This is a genomic window from Psychrobacter pulmonis (assembly GCF_904846465.1).
Classification (GTDB): Bacteria; Pseudomonadota; Gammaproteobacteria; order Pseudomonadales; family Moraxellaceae; genus Psychrobacter; species Psychrobacter faecalis.
Window position 1 is genome coordinate 132,655 of record NZ_CAJHAT010000002.1, and the last position, 21,662, is coordinate 154,316.

Genomic DNA, 21,662 nt, shown 5'->3' on the forward strand with positions numbered 1-21,662 from the left:
AAACCTAATGGTTAAAAAATTAAAAACAGTATTTATATATATATCAATATCGCGCTAAATATTAGCACGCCTACGCCTTATAAAGGTATGGAAACCTTTGTGCAATTCTTAATAAATCCTTTTTTAGGGCATCTACAGCCTCATAATTTATAATTTAGACGCCTCAGTGCTTGATAAATCCCGCCATCATCTCCATAAATAGCGCAAACTTTTAATAATTGATTTGGCTAAGCAGCATCCCGCCGTATTCGCTCGTAAGATTCATAAGTTATCCTCTTTTTGCTACCTATTCACCACGTTTCATGTGAAACCTGTAAGTAGGTGCGTGCAGTGCAAAGGTGAAGATTAACTTGGGTTGATGAATCGGCCGATCGGTGGACTGTAAAGACGATAGGAGAGCCCATGAGTAAGCGCGATTTTTATGAAGTATTAGGTGTCAGTAAGACCGCTGACAGCAAGGAAATTAAGCGAGCCTACCGCAAGCTGGCCATGAAATACCATCCTGACCGCAATTCTGATGATCCTGATGCTGAAGACAAATTTAAAGAAGCGTCGATGGCGTATGAAGTATTGAGCGATGAAGACAAGCGCTCAGCTTATGATCGCATGGGACACGCAGCGTTTGAAAACGGCATGGGCGGTGGCGGTTTTGGCGGCGGTGGCAATTTCCAAGATATCTTTGGCGACATTTTTGGCAACTTTGGCGACATTTTTGGTCAATCACGCGGCGGCGGTAGCCGTTCACGCCGCGGTTCAGACTTACGTTATGTCATTGAGTTAACCTTAGAAGAAGCAGTACGCGGCTGTAAAAAAGAAATCAGCTTTACGGCACCTGCGCCGTGCGATACCTGCGATGGTAAAGGCGCAAAAGACGCTTCTGATGTGGTCACTTGTCAGATGTGTCATGGTCAAGGTCAAGTGCGTATGCAGCAAGGCTTTTTTGCCGTGCAGCAGACGTGTCCGCAGTGTGGCGGCTCTGGTAAACAGATTAAAAACCCTTGCTCTGACTGTCATGGCAGCGGCGTAAAAGATAAATCGCGCACGCTTGAAGTGTCTATCCCAGCGGGCGTTGACGATGGTGACCGTGTCCGCCTAGCAGGTGAAGGCGAAGCGGGCGGCGCTGGCGTACAAAACGGTGACTTATACGTTGAAGTACGTGTGAAACCGCACGACGTCTTTAACCGTCAAGGCGCTGACCTCTATATGGACGTGCCAGTGAGCATTACTGATGCGGCACTCGGTAAAGAAGTAGAAATCCCAACCTTAGATGGTAAAGTCAAAATCAAGGTCGCTGAAGGGACGCAAAGTGGCAAATTGCTGCGTGTGCGCGGTAAAGGCGTGACGCCAGTACGTACGACGATGAAAGGCGATTTGATTTGCCGTGTGGTCATCGAGACGCCAGTGAATCTAACGCGCGAGCAAAAAGACTTGTTACGTCAATTCCAAGATACGCTTGATGGTGACAGCAAGCATCAGCAGTCACCCCATAAAAAGTCATTCTTTAAAAAGATTGGTGATTTGTTTGATTGATAGCTAAGCCCTACTGTTTAAGTCATTATAAGGCCTATTGTTTCACGTGAAACAATAGGCCTTTTTGGTGATGCTATAAAAAACCATTTAACCATTATATTTGCTAAACTTATCCTCATAAATTTAATAACCAATCTATCGAAAATAAAACATTTAGGACAAGATATGAGTCAACAAACAGAAGAGCAAACTATTAACGTTGGTGTCATCGGTGCTGGCGGACGTATGGGACGTATGTTAATTGAAGCCGTACAGGACAACCCACAAACCACGCTAAATGCCGCGATTGAGCGTCAAGGCTCAAGCCTTGTCGGCGCCGATGCTGGCGAAGTTGCAGCGATTGGTCGCCTAGAGGTACAGATTGTCGATGATTTAAAAGCCGTTATTAATGACATTGATGTGCTGATTGATTTTAGCTTGCCTGATGCTACCGAACAAAATATGCAAATCTGCGCTGCGAATAAAGTTGCGATGGTGATTGGCACCACAGGTTTTAATGAGCAACAAGAGCAAGTATTAAAAGAAGCCAGTAAGCAAATCGCTATCGTCTATGCGGGTAATTATTCAACGGGCGTTAATTTGTCCTTAAAGCTGCTCGCTATGGCCGCAAAAGCCTTTGGCAATGATGCCGATGTAGAAGTTATCGAAGCCCATCATAAACACAAAATCGACGCACCATCGGGCACGGCTTATATGATGGCAGAGGCGGTTGCAGAAGCGCGCGGACAGAACTTAAAAGACGTTGCCATTTATGGCCGCGAAGGGCAAACAGGTGAGCGCGAAGCTGGTAGTATTGGCATTCATGCGATACGCGGCGGTGAAATCATCGGTGATCATACCGTAATGTTTATCGCCGATGGTGAAGTGGTTGAAATTACCCATCGTGCCCGAGCGCGCATGACCTTTGCCGCTGGTGCGGTACGTGCGGCAACTTGGGTGATTAAGCAAGAAGTTGGACAATATAACATGCAGGATGTTTTAGGCTTAAATGACTAAAGCCTAAAATATTAAGGTTTCTCATTGATGGTTTGGTAGCGGTTATTGATTGATAAAGCAGAATGACTGCTAGGAGTCAGACATGAATAAGTTTAGCGAACATCTAATAGCCTATTTTAGTCGTACGCTGGCTATGATAAAAGCTACCAAAATCATAAGTTATACGTGTCTGATAGCATTTACCTTAAGTTTAACGGTATTGCCAATCGTCGTACAAGCGGCCGCTTATCAAACTTATGTGATTCATACCTATGGTGGCGAGCGCTTATTACCAGCGGTGCGTCAAGAGTTAAGTAGCAGTCGCGATGGCGGTACGGTGTCGACTTATCAAGATAAGCTCGTATTACATACCACGGCTGCTAATTATCAAAAAGTACAGCAGTTACTTAGTCAGATTGACGGTCAACCGCAGGCGTTGACCGTTGCTGTGCGTGTCGGTAATAGTCGGCAATCCCAAGGTAATATCCAGCAAGGTCGGGTTGTTATTAGTAATCACGGTATTCAAGGTACTGGCGTAATCAACCAAAGTAATAGCCAACAACAAAGTAATAATTTATATCAAGTACAAACCTTGTCTGGCAGTGCAGCAAGCATCAGCACCGGCATGCTTTACTCATTAAACCAAAGCTATATTGCCAATAGCTATCCGACCTATAAACGTCTAGCGGGGCAAATTATTATTCAGCAGCAAGTATTATTGCCGACGACGCAAGGGATTACGGTGATGCCAAGGCTACTACCGAACGGGCAGGTCGAAGTAACATTATCCCAAGTAGAAGAACAGCTCGTGCGCGCTAATCCTTCTTATAATCGCTATGGCTATAATAATAGCGTGCAAGGGCAAATATTGAATAGCACCATTGTCGTCCCACGTGGGCAGTGGGTCAATATTGGACAAATCTCACAAAACAATCAAAGCCAAAGCTCAGGTTATGCCAGTAATAGGACGTTAAATAGCAGTAATAGCGTACCTATTTCATTATTGGTACAGTAGCTGATTATTAATGTTGTCGCGAAGCAAAAATAACAAAGCGCGGCACTGTGATAAGCAGTACCGCGCTTTGTTACTGTTACTGTTATTGATATTAATTGGTTAAAAATTAATCAATATAAACCACCTCTAATGGCGGAAAACCATTGAACTCGACCGACGAATACGAGTTGGTATAAGCACCCGTGGTTAACCAAAAGATTTTATCGCCAATCTCTAGCTCTTCTGGCAACTGATAACCCGCTTCTTCATACATGATGTCGGTTGAGTCACACGTTGGCCCTGCCAATACAACCGTGCCTTCGCTGGTTGAGGTTTCCATTTTAGGCGTATAGACAGGATACTTGATCGCTTCGCCTAGAGTCTCGATTAAGCCTTGGAATAAGCCCACATCGGTATATACCCAGCGGGTCAAATCCGTATCTGATTTACGCGAAATCAGCACCACATCGCTGACCAAGACACCCGAGCCGCCAACCAATGAACGACCAGGCTCAAGGATAATCTCTGGCATCTCATCTTCATTGTAGTCATCAGTCAAATAACTGGTAATCTCTTCTGCATAGACTTTGACCGGATTGACTTCGCTGATATAGTTTGCCGGAAAGCCGCCGCCCAAATTAATCATTTGCAGCTTAATACCTTCCTCATTTTTCATCCAGTCGAACATATATTTGACCTTGGCGAGCGCATCATCCCAAGCAGCCACGTCTTTTTGCTGGCTACCGACGTGGAACGAGATACCATACGGCACCAAGCCCAATTCGCGCGCTTGAATCAACAGGTCAATTGCCATATTTGGATGGCAACCAAATTTACGTGATAGCGGCCATTCAGCGGTTGCAGAGCCTTGTACTAAGATACGCACAAATACTTTTGAACCAGGCGCGTGCTTAGCGATATTTTTTAAATCCGCTTCAGAATCGGTTGCATACAAATCAATACCTTTTTCAAAGGCATATTTGACATGCTGCGCTTTTTTAATGGTGTTGCCATAAGAGATACGCGATGGCTCAACGCCGCAATCAAGCACCCGATCCAGCTCATAGATAGACGCACAGTCAAAGTTTGACCCAAGCTCAGCCAATAAGTTAATGACTTCAACCGCAGGGCTTGCCTTCATAGCATAATGGATTTTTGCCTTTGGAAAAAACCCAACCATTTCCGCATATTTTGTTTTAATGCGGCTTAAGTCGACCACCAAAAACGGGGTTTCGCGACCTTCGGCAGCTTTGGTAAATTTCTGCCAGCCGGCAGGGTCAAAATATTGGTCAATTTTGATCATGGTCATGGTGGGGAAACCTTTAATGAAGACAGTGAATGTCGGAGAATAAAAATAGCAGAGAATAAAAATGTTAGAATATAAAAGCCAATCTTATCATCATAAAGTCATTATTTTTAACGATAATGATAGGACAACAAACGTGGCTTAAAATATAAATGTATTAAGAGTTGGTCGTTTGTGGCTGTTTATCCGCGATTTGCTCGCCCTGTTTTTCGCGTATTTTAAGGACTTTACGCACTTTATCACGCGCCCGCGTTTGTTTAAGACGCGATAAATAATCGACGAAGATGACGCCATTTAAATGATCCATTTCATGTTGGATACAGACGGCAAGTAAGCCTTCGACTTCTTCATCAATTTTATTGCCATTTTCATCCAAGGCCTCGATACGTACTTTGGTTGGACGTTCAACCTTATCATAGACTTCAGGCACCGACAAACAGCCCTCTTCGTACGGCTGCTTTTCTTCTACCAATGGCGTGACTTTCGGGTTGATAAATACCCTTGGGCTGTCTTTATCTTCCGATAAATCCATGACGATAAGCTGAATATGACGGTCGACTTGGCTTGCCGCCAAACCAATACCTTGGGCATCATACATCGTCTCAATCATATCGGCGATTAAGGTTTTGATTTCAGCCGTAACTTCCTTGACAGGCTTAGCAATCGTGCGTAAGCGCGGGTCAGGATAGCTTAAAATAGGGAGTAACGCCATAAGGCTCACCTCAATGATAAAGATAAAATAGGTCTGATATTATAAGATAAATGGGGGCAAAAGTAATGCATATCAATACATAAGGTGTTTTATGCTTAAGGAATAACATAAGAAAAACTGACTATTAATAATTCAGATAGAAAATGCAGTCATTAAAAAAGGTCTTACCCTGGGTAAGACCTTTTTCATATGCTCTAATTTAATACGAGTAATGGCTTGCGCTTGTTATACGCGGCGTTTGTTCATAATCATCTCATAGATAAACAGTAAGATAATCGCACCGATTACTGAGAAGATAAGTCCGGTAAAGCCGCCATCAGCATTGATACCGATTAAACCTGCGACAAAACCACCAAGCATCGCACCAACGATACCCAATACGATGGTCATAATCCAACCCATCGGGTCGTTGCCCGGTTTAATAGCGCGTGCCAATAAACCTGCGACCAAACCTACGATAATCATCCAAATAAAGCTCATTGTTATTCTCCTAATGTTTTTAATTTATATGGTTATTTATAATCTGTTACTTATTTGATGAACTCATTGTAATCATTAGCCACTATAAAAAGTAACGACGAAATGTTATCTGTGTACGGGCTATGTGAGAAAAAAGCCATATTTGCTATCAAGCAGATGAAATAGGTAAACGGCAGGTTAAAAAGGTAGTAAAGTCGCTAACGTAACAAAGTGTTGATTACTATCATGTGTAAATTATTCAAATAATTATATGGACTTATAAACGTTGAAGGAGCTATCTATAGGAAGGAAACTAGCTATAAAAAAAGCATAGCTCGTTTAACGAACTATGCTTTTAGAAACAATCAGTCTTTAATACGCTTGCTATATAAGTGGAGATTTATTTATTGCGCAGCGCGGTCAATAGACGCTGGTGAATCCCTTCAAAGCCGCCATTCGACATAATGACAATCGCATCGCCCGCTTGAGCGTTATTAATAATATACCTAATAATCGCCTCGGTACTAGACAATACTTGCTGGCTTGCGATATTGGGCTTGTTAGCTTTGGCATTATCAACGACGTCTTTTAGGCCCCATTCAAGTCCGGTTGGTTCATACCATAAAGTATGGTCGGCGAGGGCGGCGGATTCAGCCAAGCTGTCTTGGTGAATGCCCATTTTCATGGTGTTGCTGCGCGGCTCGATAATCGCCCAAATCCGTCTGTCTGCCAGTTTCTTTTTAGCGCCATCTAAGGTAGTCGTAATAGCGGTCGGATGATGGGCGAAATCATCAAATACCAAGATGTCGTTGACATCGCCAATCAGCTCCATACGACGTTTGATACCAGCGAAAGCGGATAATGCTGCGCAGGCGGTTTTAATATCGACACCAACATTATAAGCGGCGGCAACCGCAACTAGCGCATTATTGACGTTATGAATACCGCTCATCGACCAATCGACGATCGCTGTATGCTCATCGTTCCCTGCAAAGCTGACGCTAAATTGACCGCCATCAGCGCTGATAAGTTCGGCTTGCCAGTCGTTAGTGTGCTGTAAATTCTGCTCGTCTTTTTTATAATCAACTGACTGTTTATCAATAACCGCCGTCCGCCAAACTGGCGTCCAAACACCTTTTGCTAAAGTCTCCTCTAAGCTAATGGTCGCCGCTGGCATGATGATTTTGCCGCTACTTGGAATCATGCGCACCATATGGTGAAACTGGGTTTGGATGGCGTTTAGGTCAGCGAAGATATCGGCATGGTCAAATTCAAGATTGTTTAAAATAGCGGTACGCGGGCGATAATGGACGAACTTTGAGCGTTTATCAAAAAACGCTGAATCGTATTCATCGGCCTCAATAACGAAGTAGCCGGTTTTTCCTCCACTGCCATCAGCGACTTTTTTAGCACCCAAATAGCTGCTATGGGCAAAGACTTGTTGCAGGTGTTCATCACTAGTATTAACCAAGGGCACGCCGCCAATCAAAAATCCTGTATCAATACCGGCATAATGTAATATCCACGCCAGCATGGTGGTCGTGGTGGTTTTACCATGCGTACCTGCCACGGCAATGACATGGCGCGATTGCAGCACTTGCTCGGATAAGAACTGCGGCCCTGAGGTGTAGCGCAGACCGCTATCGAGCATATATTCGATAACATCCATGCCACGCTTCATAGCGTTCCCAACCACTACCAAATCAGGCGCTGGCTGCAAATGTTCGACCAAATAACCTTCGGCAATGGTCACGCCCGCATTTTCAAGTTGGGTGGACATCGGCGGATAGACATTGGCGTCTGAGCCTGTGACTGTATGCCCAAGGCTGCGCGCCAGTAACGCCAGCGAGCCCATAAAAGTACCGCAAATACCAAGAATATGAATATGCATAGACGTTCCGTACACGCTTGAAAAAAGGAGATTGAGCTTGAATGTCAGCCAACGGTGATTATTGAGCTGGCAGTTCGGTAGGTAGCTCAATAATCAAAGCCTCATTGTAAAGTAAACACCATAAGATGACCAATAAAAAACGCCTAGTCGGTAGGCGTTGTGTGGACTCTCAATTTGGCTGAGGTAGGCAGTTATTTATTTACGAGAAAGGGTGTAGTCATCGTTAAGATTGGCATCAGCGTCCATCATAATCAAGTGGTTGTCACTGATTTTATAGGTTTCGATGTTTTTTCTCTCATAAACGATGGTGATTTTATCGTCATCTTGGCGATAAACCCCTGATTCTAACAAAGGCGGAACGGTCGGCGCTGCATCATTAAAAACACTGGTTTTTAGTACAGAGCCATCAGCGAACAAATTTAAGGTAATCTCGATATTATCGCAAGAAGCGCACGGTACCACACCGCCATAATCGCCCATCAAAGTGGCTTGCAAGCTGCTGTCGCTATTGGCGGCCGAAATCATCGGCGCGCGGCGACTGTTATCACTTGAGTTTGCCGCTGCTATCAGTGATTGGCCTTCTGCATTATTTGTCTCATTCACTGCAGCGTCGGTCAGATTGTTTTGAACATCAATATCCTGCAAGTCAGCAAGTGCCACCGTATTAGTAGTCTGAGCACCTTGCGTTGTTGTGTTATTGGCAGTCGTAGAAGATGAGGCGCTATCACAGCTCGTGAGTAGCAAACAGAGCGGCAGCGCTAGCAAGGAGCGCGTACAGCGTCTCATAGCGGTAATTGCAGCGGAGGAATAGGGTAAGATAGTAATCATAATGTTACCAAAAAACATTTTTTAATAGTGGGTTTAAGCCTTGTCAGTAGGATAACTAATTAAAGTCTTGGTAAAAGTTAAAGAAATTGTAAGGGACAATCTTAGCGCCAACAGGCAGCGCTTGCGACCCTAACTTCGTTAAATTATGTGATAAACCTCATGGTTTTGATAACAAATCTCGCGCTGAGGCTTTGCAAACACTAGCTATATACGTTTAAAGTGCAATTAAGACTACCGTTATTCCATTAGGGTAAATAAACACCTTGGATATATCAAAGTGTAAAAGTGACTAGAGCGTGTCGTTAATTAAACCCTATGGCTTTAACCGTGCTAAAAACGCCTGAAATATGAGCCAAAAAAATAACCGTCCATGCATTGTGCAGGACGGTTATTGGCTACTCATAAGGGTAGTAGAAGCAGGTTAGCGGGCAGGGCGCACGATACGCCATAAAATTAATACATGTACCAATATCAAAATGCTAAATAAAATCAAAGATTGCTCAGGGATACTCAAACCCATAAACGTCCACTCAATAGACGCGCATTCACCAGAGCCGGCAAATACTTCTTTTAATACTTGCTGCATCGGTAGGGTGTCAAGCCAATAATCTAAGCCGGGTCCACATGAGGGCACTTGGTCGGCGGGCAAATGCTGTAGCCATACGTGCCGACCGGCAACTACTGCTGCCCAGCCAATACCTGCCAAACTGCCAAGCCACAATAGTAAGCGGACGATTTTTGATTTTGGGTCAAATATAGCGGCAATCAAAGCAAAGCCGCCCATAATCATCAGACCGATGCGCTGAAAGATACATAGCGGACAAGGCGAAAACCCCATATAACGCTGTAAGAAAAATAGCGCAAAGCTCATGCCGATCACGGCCATGATTACTAAAAACACTTGTAGATTACGGTAAGTGGTCAGCTGTCGCATGGGGCGAATACTCTTATAAAGTGCTCATTGATATAGGATAAAACTAACAAAAAGTAGACTGTTAAAAGGTCAAATTAATCAACCATTAACGGTACTGTTGTAAAAATTCCATAAAATCTTCGGTTTCGGCAGCTTCAAGCTCTGCCTGCTGCAAGATAGATTTTTCGGCAAGTACTTCATATTTGGCTTGGGTGTTTGGGCTCAACGTCTGCTGTAATATCGACTCACGATGCTGCTGCGCCAAAGTAAAGCCAAGCTGCCACAAGCTACCCAAACGTTCACTATCCGAGTTCACTTGTGCTGAGATGGTTGACTCAGGATGCCCCGCTTTACCTTGCATCAAGGCAACCGCTGTCCGATATTCATTACCCCCATAATGCGCGTCAAGCAGCTCTGCCAATGGCTGCATACGGCTTAAGTGCATAAGCATCCAGCTTTCAAGGGTTTGCTCATCACCATTATTAATGATTTGCAAGTTTTCGCGGCGACCTTCGTTGACCACGCGCTCGACATTAACCGCCAACGCTTCTTCTTCTGCTGGCATGAGCTCTGGCGAATCACTGAGCAGGCAGTATAATGCCATCACTTCTAAAAAGCAGGCGCTAGATAAACGAATGCCAATATCGCTATAAGGGTCAAGGTCGATAGCACGAAACTCAACGTAAGCGATACCGCGGCGCTCAAGCGCTTCGGTTGGGCTCTCGCCACTCATCGCGATTTGTTTGGGGCGAATCGGACTATAGTATTCATTTTCTATTTGTAGAATATGGTCATTGATTTGTATCGGATTACCGTCGGCATCGTCTAAGCCAAGTTTCTCAAAGCTTGCATGCGGGGTCTGAATCGCACGGCGCAGTCCTTTGATATACTCGGGCAAATTATTATAACGAATATCGAGATGTTCTTGCACGCTGTTGGTATAGCCAAGCTTGCCCATACGTAGGCTGGTCGCCGTCGGTCTATAGTAGGTTGAGTCATTGAGCAGCTCAAGATCATGGTCGATACCTGACACAAAGCACGGACAAACGCTAGGGCTTGCCCCTAATAAGTACAGTACCAAACTGGTCAGACGTTTAAAGTTACGAATCAATCCCAGATACTTGTCATTTTTAAATTCTGTCAGGGTCAAATCTTGCGCGTTTGGCGTTTGCGCTTGCCATGCGGCAAATAAATCATCGCCAAATGACAGGTTATAATGTAAACCAGCAATCGTCTGCATTCGGCGACCATAACGGATACCAAGTCCACTACGGTAGAGGGTTTTTAGCTTACCCGTATTAGAGCTGCCATAGTCTGCTAGCGGAATATCTTCATCTTTTGATGACAGCATACACGGCATTGACAATGGCCACATCAGCTCGCCTTCAGGCATACCTTGATAAACCAATAAATGCAATTGGCGCAGCATCGTTAACGTTTCTTTTGGAGAAGTCTTTGGGTCAGTAATAAGTTCGAGCAGACTTTCAGAGTAATCGGTGGTGATAAATGGATGGGTGAGCTTGGAGCCAAGCTTGGCTGGATGTGGGGTTTGTGCCAAGTAGCCATCAGGTTTAACCCGCAGCCCTTCTTTTTCGATACCGCGCAGCATGCCGCTTAAATGCTTGCTATCAAACCAGTTTGGAATTTTAAAATCGACAAAGCTGCTCGCAAAATTACTCATAATAGTCATCTGTTGTTATTAGTTATGGTCGGTTGCCACGCAATCGCTGTGCAACCGCAAAAATGGGTTATAGAATCACGTCAGTTTAGCCCAAAGCCGCCCCAAAAACCACGTACAATTACAAATACAGTAAGCTTCACTGGCGCTCAAATAGCGGTTATTTGACTTGTAAAGGTGGCTGCTCCACGCGGTTATTAACCAAATCTATTGACTTAAAGTAAATACCTAAAAAATAAAAAAACATCTACTTATCAGGTAGATGCTTTAGATAACTCATTACTTAATATAAACAGGTTTACGAAAATTCTAGTTCAGTCTCAAAACCTTTTAGAATATGACGCGCCATGGCAAGGTTTGATTTTTGACGGTCAAGTACAAGGTATAAAAACAAGTTGTCATTACGTACCAATGGACGTAGCAAGTGATACTGCTTGCTCAAAGTGATAAGAATGTCTTCGATGTTCTCATCTAAATTTAGCGCTGCTGCTACTTTGCGCTTAGAGCGTAGTACTTCGGTGTTGCCAGCCGCTGCTAGCTCAAGGTCAATACCAGAACCAAGCGTGGCCATTGCAAGACCAGATTCGCTGTCTACTAGGGCGGCGGCGATAAAGCCGTCGATGTCATTTAATGCGTCAAGTGATAACTTCGCCATGAGGGTATGCCTTAATAATTTGGGATAGAGATAGGATTATTTTTTAGTGATTATTCTTTATGAGCAAAATCCTTTAATAAAAAATCTTCTCACAACAATCTTTTAATAAAAGGCTCGCAAGCATAAGCTTTACAAACAGGTTAAGCGCTCACTCATACAACAGATTGATTAGACTAGCTACTCAAAAGAAGGCGGTATTTAAGCACATTCCCATAAAAAAACAATCGCAAACCGACTAAAGCCGCTTTTTACCAGACTATCGGTCAAAAACGACTTTTTCAGTTTACGATTGTATACTAAGTTTTATCCAAAAGGACTGTATTGCTTGACTAGGCTACTTCTATAACGAAACTATTATCTCGACTTACTTAAAGTGAGAACGATGAACCGCAGCCGCAAGTCGTGGTGGCATTTGGGTTGGTGACAATAAAGCGTGCGCCCTCTAAGCCCTCGGTATAGTCGACGGTCGAGCCTTGCAAATACTGATAGCTTAGCGAATCGACGACTAAGGTTACATCGTCATTATCAAAATTGGCATCATCTTCATTGAGCTCATTGGCAAAGTTAAAGCCATAAGAGAAACCTGAACAGCCGCCGCCCGTCACATAGACACGCAGCATCAGATTGCTGTCACCTTCTTCTTCACGTAGGCGACGTACTTTTTTTGCCGCGCTGTCGGTCAAGTTTAAGGCGGTTGGGTCGACTGGTTGACTTGTGCTTGGATTAAATTGATTGGCTGATTCGTTCATATCTACCTCAGTTGCTAAAATCAAATGATTTGTTTTTTATTTCTGCGAGGTCGTCTATTTATACTGGATAGGGCGACTGATAAGTAGCGGCTGATAACGCCTAGGCTACGGTAATATTTTTTATATTTGTTAAGGCATTTAGTAATGTAACATTTTAGCAATATAACTTAGCATTGAAATATTGTGGCATGGCGATTTGGTGAATAGCAATACGGCTGCTACTTAATTCCAAAGGCTCAATTTCGAACACCTAACTGCATGATGTCAATAGTGTTTTACTAGTATAACATAATTGGGGTGCTGATTGATTTGTCAAGGGTGACAGTAGCGTTTGCAACTATATAGTAGTTTTACATGCCAAATAGCGGTTTTAAATGCCAAAACTTTTAATCGTTCGCATGCCATTATGATCGCAAGTGGTTTTTAGCCGTATAAAGGGTTGAATTTAAAATAGTTATTTAATCGTTTGCCTATGCGCCAAGCGTTTGAAATAATAGCCGCCTGTAAACATGCCAGACGTATGTTTTTATTGCCTTAAGTTTTATATTATTGTTGAGATGAAGAAATTATATGATCGAATTTAAAGACGTTGGCGTTCGCCGTGATGGTCGTGAGTTGTTTGCAGGGGCAAGCTTTCAGCTCCATCCGGGCCACAAAGTTGGCCTAACGGGCAATAACGGCACCGGTAAATCCACCTTGTTTGCCTTATTATTGACGCAAATGGGCACCGGCGATACCGAAGTGACGCTTGATAGAGGCGAAGTCAGCATTCCTGATAGCTGGCAGGTGGCGCACATGGCGCAGGAAGTCGGGGCGAGCACACAGACGGCGATAGATTATGTGCTAAGCGGTGATGAGCAGTGGTATGAGATTAATGCGGCGTTAAATGATTTAAGCAGTGTCAGTGACGATCAGATTGGCGTATTGCATCAGCAGTTTGATGAAATTGACGGCTATCGTACGCCGACCAAAGCGGCCCAAATCATGGCAGGTCTTGGTTTTAAGACCAGTCAGCATGAGTTGCCCGTTGAAGGGTTCTCGGGTGGTTGGCGTATGCGTTTAAACCTTGCCAAAACCTTGATGAGCCGCGCCGATTTAATGCTCCTTGATGAGCCAACCAACCATTTGGATTTGGACGCCATCCTTTGGCTTGAGACCTGGATTAATGCTTATACCGGTTTGGTGATTGTTATCTCGCACGACCAAGCGTTTTTGGACGCCACCGTCGGTCATATCTTGCACGTCGAACAACAAAAAATCACCCTTTATACGGGTAATTATCAGCAGTTTATCCGTACCCGTCACGAGCGTATGGCGCAGCAGCAGCAAGCGTTTGAGAAGCAACAAGCGACCAAAGCCCATTTGGACGACTTTATTCGTCGTTTCCGTGCCAAGGCCAGTAAAGCCAAACAAGCGCAAAGCCGCATCAAGCAGCTTGAGCGCATGGCAGAGCTGTCGCCGATGATGGCGGACAATCCGTTCTCGTTCCGCTTTTATGAGCCGGCGAATATGAGCTCGCCGCTGATAGAAATGAGCAATGCTGATATCGGCTATAGCGAGACGCCGCTTTTGCATAATGCCAACGTCCAAGTAACGCCCGACACCCGCCTCGGTTTGTTGGGAATGAATGGCGCGGGTAAATCGACCTTGATTAAAGCCTTGGTTGGCGAAATTGGTATTTTATCAGGCAGCTATCGCGTCTCTGACACCTTAAAGCTTGGCTATTTTAATCAGCATCAAATGGATACTTTAGACGCCGCAGCGACACCGATGCAAATGCTGCGCCGCCTAGCAGGTAAAACCTCTGATGCCGAACTGCGCTCGTTCCTTGGTAGTTTTGACTTTCGCGGCGACCGTATCGATACAGCAAGTGAGCTATTCTCTGGTGGCGAGCGCGCGCGTTTGACTTTGGCATTAATCGTTTGGCAGCGTCCAAACGTGCTGGTTCTCGATGAGCCAACCAACCATTTAGACTTACAAATGCGTCAGGCTTTGACCATCGCCCTGCAAGGGTTTAAAGGGGCAGTGGTGCTGGTATCGCATGACCGTGAGCTGATTGCCAACGTCTGCGACGAGCTGTTTTTAGTGCATGACGGCCAAATCGACGAGTTCGATGGCGATATCAGTGACTACGGTAAATGGCTAGCGGAGAAACGCAAACAAGAAAATGCCTCGGACAAAAATACCGGTAAGAAAAAGAACAAAAAAGACAATAAGAAATCCGTTTCACGTGAAACAGACGTAGGCTTGGCAAACAGTCAAATGACCAAACCATCAGTCAGCCAATTAGATCAAATAAATAGTAAAGCGTCAACTGCACCTGCAAGTAATAAAGCCGCTCAGCCTTTGATTAGCAAAGAAGAGCAGCGCAAATTGGCCGCTGAGCAGCGTAAGCTCACCGCACCGATACGCCGTGAGATTGAAAATACAGAAAAAGCTTTGGCTAAAATTGATGAAAAATTGGCCATCTTAGAAACCAAGCTTGCCAATACTGAGTTGTACGAAGAAAGTCGCAAAGCTGATTTATTGCTGTTGTTAGATGAGCAAACTGCGCTCCAGCAGCAGCATAGCGACAATGAAGAAAAGCTGTTGCTGGCGATGACAAATTTAGAAGAAATGGAAGCGCGTTTTCAATAAAAAATTGTCAAGGTAGGGTGACAGCGTGATTGTTTAAGCGCTTAATATAGTGACTGTAAATATAGGGACTATAAAAACTCGTCGATATAAAAAAAGGGAGAGCCTGAGCTCTCCCTTTTTTATGCCATTATTCCATACGGTATTTACCATCTCCATAAGACAGTATTTTCATAGTAGTTGTGCAAAGTTCGCAGTTTATTTGACCAGCAGCGGCTTTCGATAAATCCAAAATACGACCTTTAATATAAGGCCCTCTATCGGTAATTTTTACGATCACGCTCTGCTTTGTCTTTTTGTTGGTCACTTGTACCTTCGTACCAAACGGCAGCGTTTTATGCGCGGCGGTGAGGGAGTTCATATTGAAGATACTGCCACTTGCGGTACGTTTGCCATGGAACTTACTACCGTAATAACTGGTGTTGCCGGCAAAAACGGTCGTACTTATCAGCAGCGATAAAGTGATGACTAAAGACTTGATTAAATAAGACATTTAATACCTATTTCTTGTTGATGAGATAGACAGATACTCTTGCCTATGTTATCCATACTCCCTGCGAGTACAAATAATAAAGGCATTTTACAAGAAAGAGCTTGTTATACCCTTACAGGTATGTAAAAGAACTACTAAGGTCAAAAGGGCGCTGTTATGCCTGCAAATCTATGATTCACCATTGCTCAATCCTCTTAACCACTCTTTAATTTTGTTAACAATATCTCCATTATTACTTATAAATATAGCCTTTATACTTAAGGTAACTATTTATTTGTCTAACAGTTTGGGTTGGTATTGTTGGCGGTTTATTATTGTTATGATGATATGTAGATGACAATAACAATGATAACGACCAGACGTTATATGCGTTATATCGCTCTCATACAAACCGGTCCATCGTTTCGTTTATATTGGCATAGCAGTCTTATTCACAGGCTTTTATATTGAGGAAAAATAACATGGCAGAGAAAAATTACTATGACATTTTGGGCGTCAAAAAAGATGCCAGCGATGCTGAGATTAAAAAGAAATATCGTAAGCTGGTACGCCAATATCACCCTGACGTCAGTGATGATCCAGACGCTGATAATAAAATCGCGGAAATCAACAATGCTTATGAAACCCTCAGGGATAAAGACAAGCGCGCAGAATACGATGCCATGCTAGACAACCCTTTTGCCGGTGCAGGTGGCGCTGGTGGCTTTGGCGGTTTTGGTGGGCAATCTGCGGGCGCTGGCGGCCAAGGTGGTTTTCGCTGGGAAGACATCAAAGATCAGTTTGGTGAAGGTCAAGCTTATGGCAATGGCGGTTTTCGCTTCGATGATATCTTTTCAGCCTTTGGTCGCGGTTCGCGTGGACAAACTGGTGGCCGCTCACAAAGCAGCGGCTTTGAGCAGTTTGGCGGCGGTTTTGGCGCGCAAGACAGTCAAGGTCAAGACCAACATGCAGAGATTACCGTGGATTTGGCCTCGGTCTATAGCGGTGATGACTATAGCATCAAGTTAAATGTGCCCGTGCGTCAGGCGAATGGTAATGTCGATTATGAAAATAAAACCCTTAAAATCAAAATTCCTAAAGGCATCACCGATGGCAAGCAAATCCGCTTAGCAGGACAAGGGGCAGCTGGTATCGGCGGTGGTAAAAACGGCGATTTATTTTTAAAGATTAAAATCAGTCACGCTGATAATATCCGTATTGAAGGCGCCGATGTTTATCAAACCGTTAATATTGCGCCTTGGGAAGCGGCGCTCGGTGAAAAAATTACCGTTAATACTCCCGCCGGCTCGCTTGGAGTGACGATTCCTAAAAACAGCAAATCAGGTAGCAATTTACGCCTAAAAGGTAAAGGTATTCCTGCGAAGCAAGCGGGCAATCTATATTTGACCTTAAATATCGTCAATCCTGATGTCAGCAGCGAAGCGGCCATAAAGGCGTATGAACAGCTCAAAGAAGCGTTTGCTGATACCAATATCAGCCGTTAACGACGGGTATTAACGTCTGATATTAACAGCTATTATTAACGATTGGTGCTATCAGTTTTTAACTGTGATGAATCATGAATAATCGCCCTGTAATAGAGATAACGACCATACGATAAAATAAAGCGCAAACGAGGATAATCATTATGAAACACTCGCCTGAATTTACCGACATTATCTTGAGCCTAGATGAGCTCGTATCTGCCTGTGGGCAAGAGCGCCAATGGGTCATCGAATTGCTTGAAGAAAATATTATCGAATATGATGTACCAGAGCGTCAGCAATTTACCGGTTATCAGCTGACAACCGTACGCCGTGCCTCGCGCCTCAGCCGTGACTTTGAAGCCAGCGTGCCGGCGATTGGTTTGATACTGGAGTTACTAGATGAGGTTGAGCAGCTGCGCCAATTAAAGCGCCAGCTTGATATGCAGATGCCGGTGATTGAAGTAGACGTCGAGCATTTAAAATAGCCAACGTCTTATTATTATCCATAAAAAAGGGTCTCTAAATGAGACCCTTTATACTATTAAAAATACCGCTTTAAAAATGACAGTTTTTCATTAAAACCAACGTCAATAACTAACAACTAACAACTAACAACTAACGCGCATATTTTGGATCAGCGGCAGCGGTAAATAAGACGTCTGTTGATGAGTTTAAGGCAGTTTCAGCGGAATCTTGTACCACCCCGATGATAAAGCCAATTGCCACCACTTGCATGGCGATGTCGTTTGGAATACTAAATAAGCTCGCAGCTAATGGAATTAAAAGTAGAGAACCACCAGCCACACCAGAAGCGCCGCAAGCACTAATCGTTGCGACCAAACTTAGTAGTAGCGCTGAGGCAAAGCTTACTTCGATACCAAGTGTATGCGCTGCTGCTAGCGTTAAGACGTTAATGGTAATCGCCGCACCCGCCATATTGATGGTTGCACCTAGCGGAATGGTGACTGAATAAGTGTCTTCGTGTAGACCCAATTTACGCGCAAGGTTCATATTAACCGGAATATTGGCGGCTGATGAACGGGTAAAAAACGCGGTAATCCCCGATTCACGCAGACAAGTAAATACCAGTGGGAAAGGGTTTTTACCCGTCTTAACTAAGACGATAATAGGGTTGACTACTAGCGCAATAAACAACATACAACCGACCAGTACCATCAAGATGCGCGCATAACCTGCTAGGGCGGCAAAGCCTGTCTCAGCGACGGTATTGGCAACCAAGCCTAAAATACCAAATGGCGCTAGCGCAATGACCCATTTGACCACTTGCGAGATTGCATCAGAAAAATCACTGACCACGGCTCGCGCGGTATCGCTGGCTTGACGTAGGGCAAAACCAATGATGATTGCCCACGCTAAAATACCAATATAATTGGCATCAGCGATGGCCTGCACAGGGTTGGCAACCAAATTCATCAGCAAGTTGGTGAGTACTTCTTGCAGGTTAGCAGGGGGTACTTGCTCAATGTTGGCATTGACCAATATCAGCTCGGTTGGGAATAAGAAGCTTGCGCCAACGGCGGTCAGTGCTGCCAAAAAAGTGCCAAACATATACATAATCAGTACCGGTTTGACATACACCTCATTGCCACTGCGATGTTGGCTAATCGCTGCCATGACCAAAATAAAGACCAATATCGGCGCGACTGCTTTTAGCGCGCCGACAAATAGCGTCCCTAATAGGCCCAGCGCAACACCGATATTTGGTGCCAGCCAGCCAATCAAAACGCCTAATATTAAACCGATAATAATAAGCGGCACCAGCCCTATACGCTGGTACATCGCAATCAATGAACGCATCTATACACCCTCGACTTTGTCAATAAATATAAAATTTATAATAGAACGGAAAAGTAATCGAAGGATGGTAGCATTTTTTTAAGATAAACGCCTACCTTTAACCCATGCCTACCTAAACACATAAGGTGAAGTAAAAGTGCGCAATGTGAAAAAATAGAAGTGTTTTTTAGGACGAGAAATAAAGGGATTTTATAGCTAAACCTTAAAATGGGTCAGCTCGTAGCCCAATTGTTGATAGGCTTTGTATTTATGCCGACCTTCTTGCGTACTCTCAGGGTCAGGTTTTATCAGCTCAAGCACCCGAGTAGGCTGGGCATTATTGGTCGCTGCCATAAAATGATTGACAGGATGGATGGTGGTATTTAGGACAATACCTTTAAAATCCGCTGGCATATAACTGCTAAGTAAAACAGGAGCTAATGCCTCGTTATTCTCTTGCACAGATTTGCTAGCATCTTTAGGCTCAGAAATAGTAGCGTGCAAAAGTCGCTGATGCGGTATAAAGCTTGCGGCATCATATGACCATAGCGCCTCATCAAGTGTCGATAGCAATTCATCATCTTTATCAATGAGAATCAACAGCGACTGAGCGCTTTTATTCAGCGCGGTTTGGGTCAATTGACAAATAAAGCCCAAGATATCTTGGGCTTTACTCTCACTTAAAATATAAAAACTGATATTCATAAATTCATTTTCATAAATTGGTATTTTACCAATAGATTATTGATAGCGGATTAGGCATTGTTTGCGCTGTTTTTGAGGTATTGCATAAATAGCGGAACAGGGCGACCAGTTGCTGCTTTGTCTTTACCTGAATTCCATGCCGTACCAGCGATATCCAAATGCGCCCATGCTTGACCTTCTTCAACGAAGCGCGATAAGAAACAGGCGGCTGTGATAGCCCCGCCACCTTTACCACCGATGTTTTGCATATCAGCGATAGGCGAGTCAAGCTGCGCTTGATACTCATCATCTAACGGCATATGCCAGATTAAATCGCCCGACAAATGACTGGCGTTTTCTAATTCAAACAACACGTCTTCGTCATTACTAAATACCGCTGAGCGCACATGACCTAAGGCAACCACACAAGCGCCGGTCAACGTTGCCACATCGATAATGGCTTTTGGATTATAGCGCTGTACGTAGCATAATGTATCGGCTAACACCAAACGACCTTCGGCATCGGTATTTAAGATTTCAACCGATTTGCCATTCATGGCTTTGACAATATCGCCTGGGCGCGTGGCATCACCTGATGGCATGTTTTCTGCACAAGCAAGCGCACCAACGACGTTGATCGGGAGACGCGCTTCACATAAAGCTTTAATCGTACCAAGTACCGATGCTGAACCGCCCATATCAAATTTCATCTCATCCATCGCCGCACCAGGTTTGATTGAGATACCGCCTGAATCAAAGGTCACGCCCTTACCGACTAAGACGATAGGCGCATCATCATTGACAGTTTTTACATCGCTGTTTTTGTCAGATTTTTTACTAGCAGCTTTGGTCGGTAATTTATCCGCCAAGGCTTTTAGACCGCCTGTTACTTTTGCACCACTATTGGCGATTTTGCTAGCGCCGACTTTAGCGCTAAAGTTAGACTTTCCGCGATACTCCATGAGTACCAATTTACCTTCTTTGGCAGAACCTTGCGCAACGGCTAAGAAGCAACCCATGCCAAGCGCTGACATCTCATCTTCACCCAATACGGTGACTTTTAATAGGTCAGGATAGGTTGTGGCCAATTCTTGTGCTTGTTCAGCCATATAAGCAGGGAAGCAGATGTTACCCGGCTCATTGGCGACATCACGGGTCAAGCTTTGACCAGCGAATACCGCTTCGGCAAATGTTAACGCAGCTTCTAATGACTCGTCAGCCAATAAATAGATGTCGGTTAAAACAGGCGTGCTTTGTTCAGATTTGTATTTATCAAAACGGTAGCTTGCTGCGAGTAAATTCAAAGCAAACTGGCTGAAATGATTTTCTTCTAAAGCATCACCTAAAGCAACGGTGATAGAGTCAACACGTTTTTGCGTGCTTTGATAGATGGTATTGGCGATTTTTTGCAATACGCTGTGACCAAGCTTATCAAGATTACCCACACCAACGAGTAATAGCTGTACTGGGTTTTCTTTCGTGGTTTTCTTGTCGCCAGCGAGCGCATAATCAGCGACGGTTTCGCAGGCTTTACCATTAAAATGTGATACTTCCATCAATTGCGCAATACGGCTTTGATAATCGCTCAATTGCGCTTCAGCTAAGATGTTTTTCTTATCATCGATGAGCACCACAAGACAGGCAGCGTCTTTACTTTTGGCTTCTTTTTTAAGTATTTTTTGTGTATGGGTTTTTGGCAGGGTTTGCGTTAATTTAATATTCATATAGTTATCCTTATTAGAGTTATGAAATGACGTATTTTATTAATGTATTCGTGCTTTTTAAAATAATACTTTTTAAATGCCGTTGCTTATGCAGCTAGCACAATAGTGTAGCATATTGCGAGGCGAGTGCGCAGCGAGCGCGGCGTCGCTATCAACATAGCAATTCTATATTTT

19 protein-coding genes are annotated in these 21,662 nt (G+C 44.1%); 6 read left to right on the top strand and 13 right to left on the bottom strand.

All coding sequences use genetic code 11. The features are described from left to right. Positions 1-402 precede the first annotated feature (402 nt). The 3 genes from dnaJ to JMX70_RS04280 all read left to right on the top strand — a co-directional run bounded on the left by dnaJ (position 403) and on the right by JMX70_RS04280 (position 3,520). The gene (gene dnaJ / locus JMX70_RS04270; protein WP_201589898.1) at positions 403-1,530 is read left to right on the top strand and encodes a molecular chaperone DnaJ; all 1,128 of its coding nucleotides are present in this window, start codon (positions 403-405) and stop codon (positions 1,528-1,530) included. Between the two features lie 165 nt (positions 1,531-1,695). Further along, positions 1,696-2,526: a 4-hydroxy-tetrahydrodipicolinate reductase gene (dapB, locus tag JMX70_RS04275; protein WP_144297327.1), complete on the top strand. Its 831-nt coding sequence runs from the start codon at positions 1,696-1,698 to the stop codon at positions 2,524-2,526. Between the two features lie 82 nt (positions 2,527-2,608). Next, positions 2,609-3,520: a hypothetical protein gene (locus JMX70_RS04280; protein ID WP_201589901.1), complete on the top strand. Its 912-nt coding sequence runs from the start codon at positions 2,609-2,611 to the stop codon at positions 3,518-3,520. Between the two features lie 106 nt (positions 3,521-3,626). Here the strand turns inward: JMX70_RS04280 and JMX70_RS04285 are convergent, their stop codons facing one another. From JMX70_RS04285 to erpA, 9 genes are all read right to left on the bottom strand, one after another. Continuing rightward, entirely contained in the window at positions 3,627-4,802 is a 1,176-nt protein-coding gene (locus tag JMX70_RS04285; RefSeq protein ID WP_201590587.1) for a type III PLP-dependent enzyme, read from the bottom strand. Between the two features lie 160 nt (positions 4,803-4,962). Further along, entirely contained in the window at positions 4,963-5,517 is a 555-nt protein-coding gene (gene def / locus JMX70_RS04290; RefSeq protein WP_068408392.1) for a peptide deformylase, read from the bottom strand. Between the two features lie 225 nt (positions 5,518-5,742). Further along, complete coding sequence (locus tag JMX70_RS04295; protein ID WP_068408390.1) at positions 5,743-5,997, bottom strand: GlsB/YeaQ/YmgE family stress response membrane protein; 255 nt, start codon at positions 5,995-5,997, stop codon at positions 5,743-5,745. 379 nt (positions 5,998-6,376) lie between these two features. Further along, positions 6,377-7,867, bottom strand: a complete 1,491-nt coding sequence (gene mpl / locus JMX70_RS04300) for a UDP-N-acetylmuramate:L-alanyl-gamma-D-glutamyl-meso-diaminopimelate ligase (protein WP_201589904.1) — start codon at positions 7,865-7,867, stop codon at positions 6,377-6,379. Between the two features lie 195 nt (positions 7,868-8,062). Next, the gene (locus JMX70_RS04305; protein ID WP_201589906.1) at positions 8,063-8,695 is read right to left on the bottom strand and encodes a copper resistance protein NlpE N-terminal domain-containing protein; all 633 of its coding nucleotides are present in this window, start codon (positions 8,693-8,695) and stop codon (positions 8,063-8,065) included. A gap of 421 nt (positions 8,696-9,116) precedes the next feature. Beyond that, on the bottom strand, positions 9,117-9,629 hold the full coding sequence (locus JMX70_RS04310) for a disulfide bond formation protein B (protein WP_201589908.1): 513 nt from the start codon (positions 9,627-9,629) through the stop codon (positions 9,117-9,119). Positions 9,630-9,714: 85 nt separating this feature from the next. Further along, a complete protein-coding gene (gshA, locus tag JMX70_RS04315; protein WP_201589910.1) occupies positions 9,715-11,289 on the bottom strand; it encodes a glutamate--cysteine ligase in 1,575 nt (524 codons plus the stop codon). Positions 11,290-11,584: 295 nt separating this feature from the next. Next, positions 11,585-11,941: a roadblock/LC7 domain-containing protein gene (locus JMX70_RS04320; protein WP_201589912.1), complete on the bottom strand. Its 357-nt coding sequence runs from the start codon at positions 11,939-11,941 to the stop codon at positions 11,585-11,587. A gap of 368 nt (positions 11,942-12,309) precedes the next feature. After that, on the bottom strand, positions 12,310-12,690 hold the full coding sequence (gene erpA, locus JMX70_RS04325) for an iron-sulfur cluster insertion protein ErpA (RefSeq protein WP_068407319.1): 381 nt from the start codon (positions 12,688-12,690) through the stop codon (positions 12,310-12,312). A gap of 570 nt (positions 12,691-13,260) precedes the next feature. Here erpA and JMX70_RS04330 point away from each other — a divergent pair. Further along, positions 13,261-15,327, top strand: a complete 2,067-nt coding sequence (locus JMX70_RS04330; RefSeq protein WP_201589914.1) for an ATP-binding cassette domain-containing protein — start codon at positions 13,261-13,263, stop codon at positions 15,325-15,327. Between the two features lie 127 nt (positions 15,328-15,454). Here JMX70_RS04330 and JMX70_RS04335 read toward each other — a convergent pair whose 3' ends face one another. Beyond that, positions 15,455-15,817 carry a septal ring lytic transglycosylase RlpA family protein gene (locus tag JMX70_RS04335; protein ID WP_201589916.1) on the bottom strand — a complete coding sequence of 121 codons (363 nt, stop codon included), beginning with the start codon at positions 15,815-15,817 and terminating at the stop codon, positions 15,455-15,457. Positions 15,818-16,278: 461 nt separating this feature from the next. Between JMX70_RS04335 and JMX70_RS04340 the strand changes: the two genes are divergently transcribed. Both JMX70_RS04340 and JMX70_RS04345 read left to right on the top strand, forming a co-directional pair. Continuing rightward, positions 16,279-17,301: a DnaJ C-terminal domain-containing protein gene (locus tag JMX70_RS04340; protein WP_201589919.1), complete on the top strand. Its 1,023-nt coding sequence runs from the start codon at positions 16,279-16,281 to the stop codon at positions 17,299-17,301. Between the two features lie 143 nt (positions 17,302-17,444). Continuing rightward, positions 17,445-17,768, top strand: coding sequence for a chaperone modulator CbpM (locus JMX70_RS04345; protein WP_144297316.1), 324 nt, complete (start codon positions 17,445-17,447; stop codon positions 17,766-17,768). 130 nt (positions 17,769-17,898) lie between these two features. On the opposite strand, the gene sstT is transcribed toward JMX70_RS04345, so the two are convergent. From sstT to JMX70_RS04360, 3 genes are all read right to left on the bottom strand, one after another. Next, positions 17,899-19,101: a serine/threonine transporter SstT gene (gene sstT / locus JMX70_RS04350; RefSeq protein WP_068407337.1), complete on the bottom strand. Its 1,203-nt coding sequence runs from the start codon at positions 19,099-19,101 to the stop codon at positions 17,899-17,901. Between the two features lie 195 nt (positions 19,102-19,296). After that, positions 19,297-19,785, bottom strand: a complete 489-nt coding sequence (locus tag JMX70_RS04355; protein WP_201589921.1) for a DNA polymerase III subunit chi — start codon at positions 19,783-19,785, stop codon at positions 19,297-19,299. A 50-nt stretch (positions 19,786-19,835) separates the two neighbouring features. After that, the gene (locus tag JMX70_RS04360) at positions 19,836-21,488 is read right to left on the bottom strand and encodes a leucyl aminopeptidase (RefSeq protein WP_201589924.1); all 1,653 of its coding nucleotides are present in this window, start codon (positions 21,486-21,488) and stop codon (positions 19,836-19,838) included. Positions 21,489-21,662: the final 174 nt, after the last annotated feature.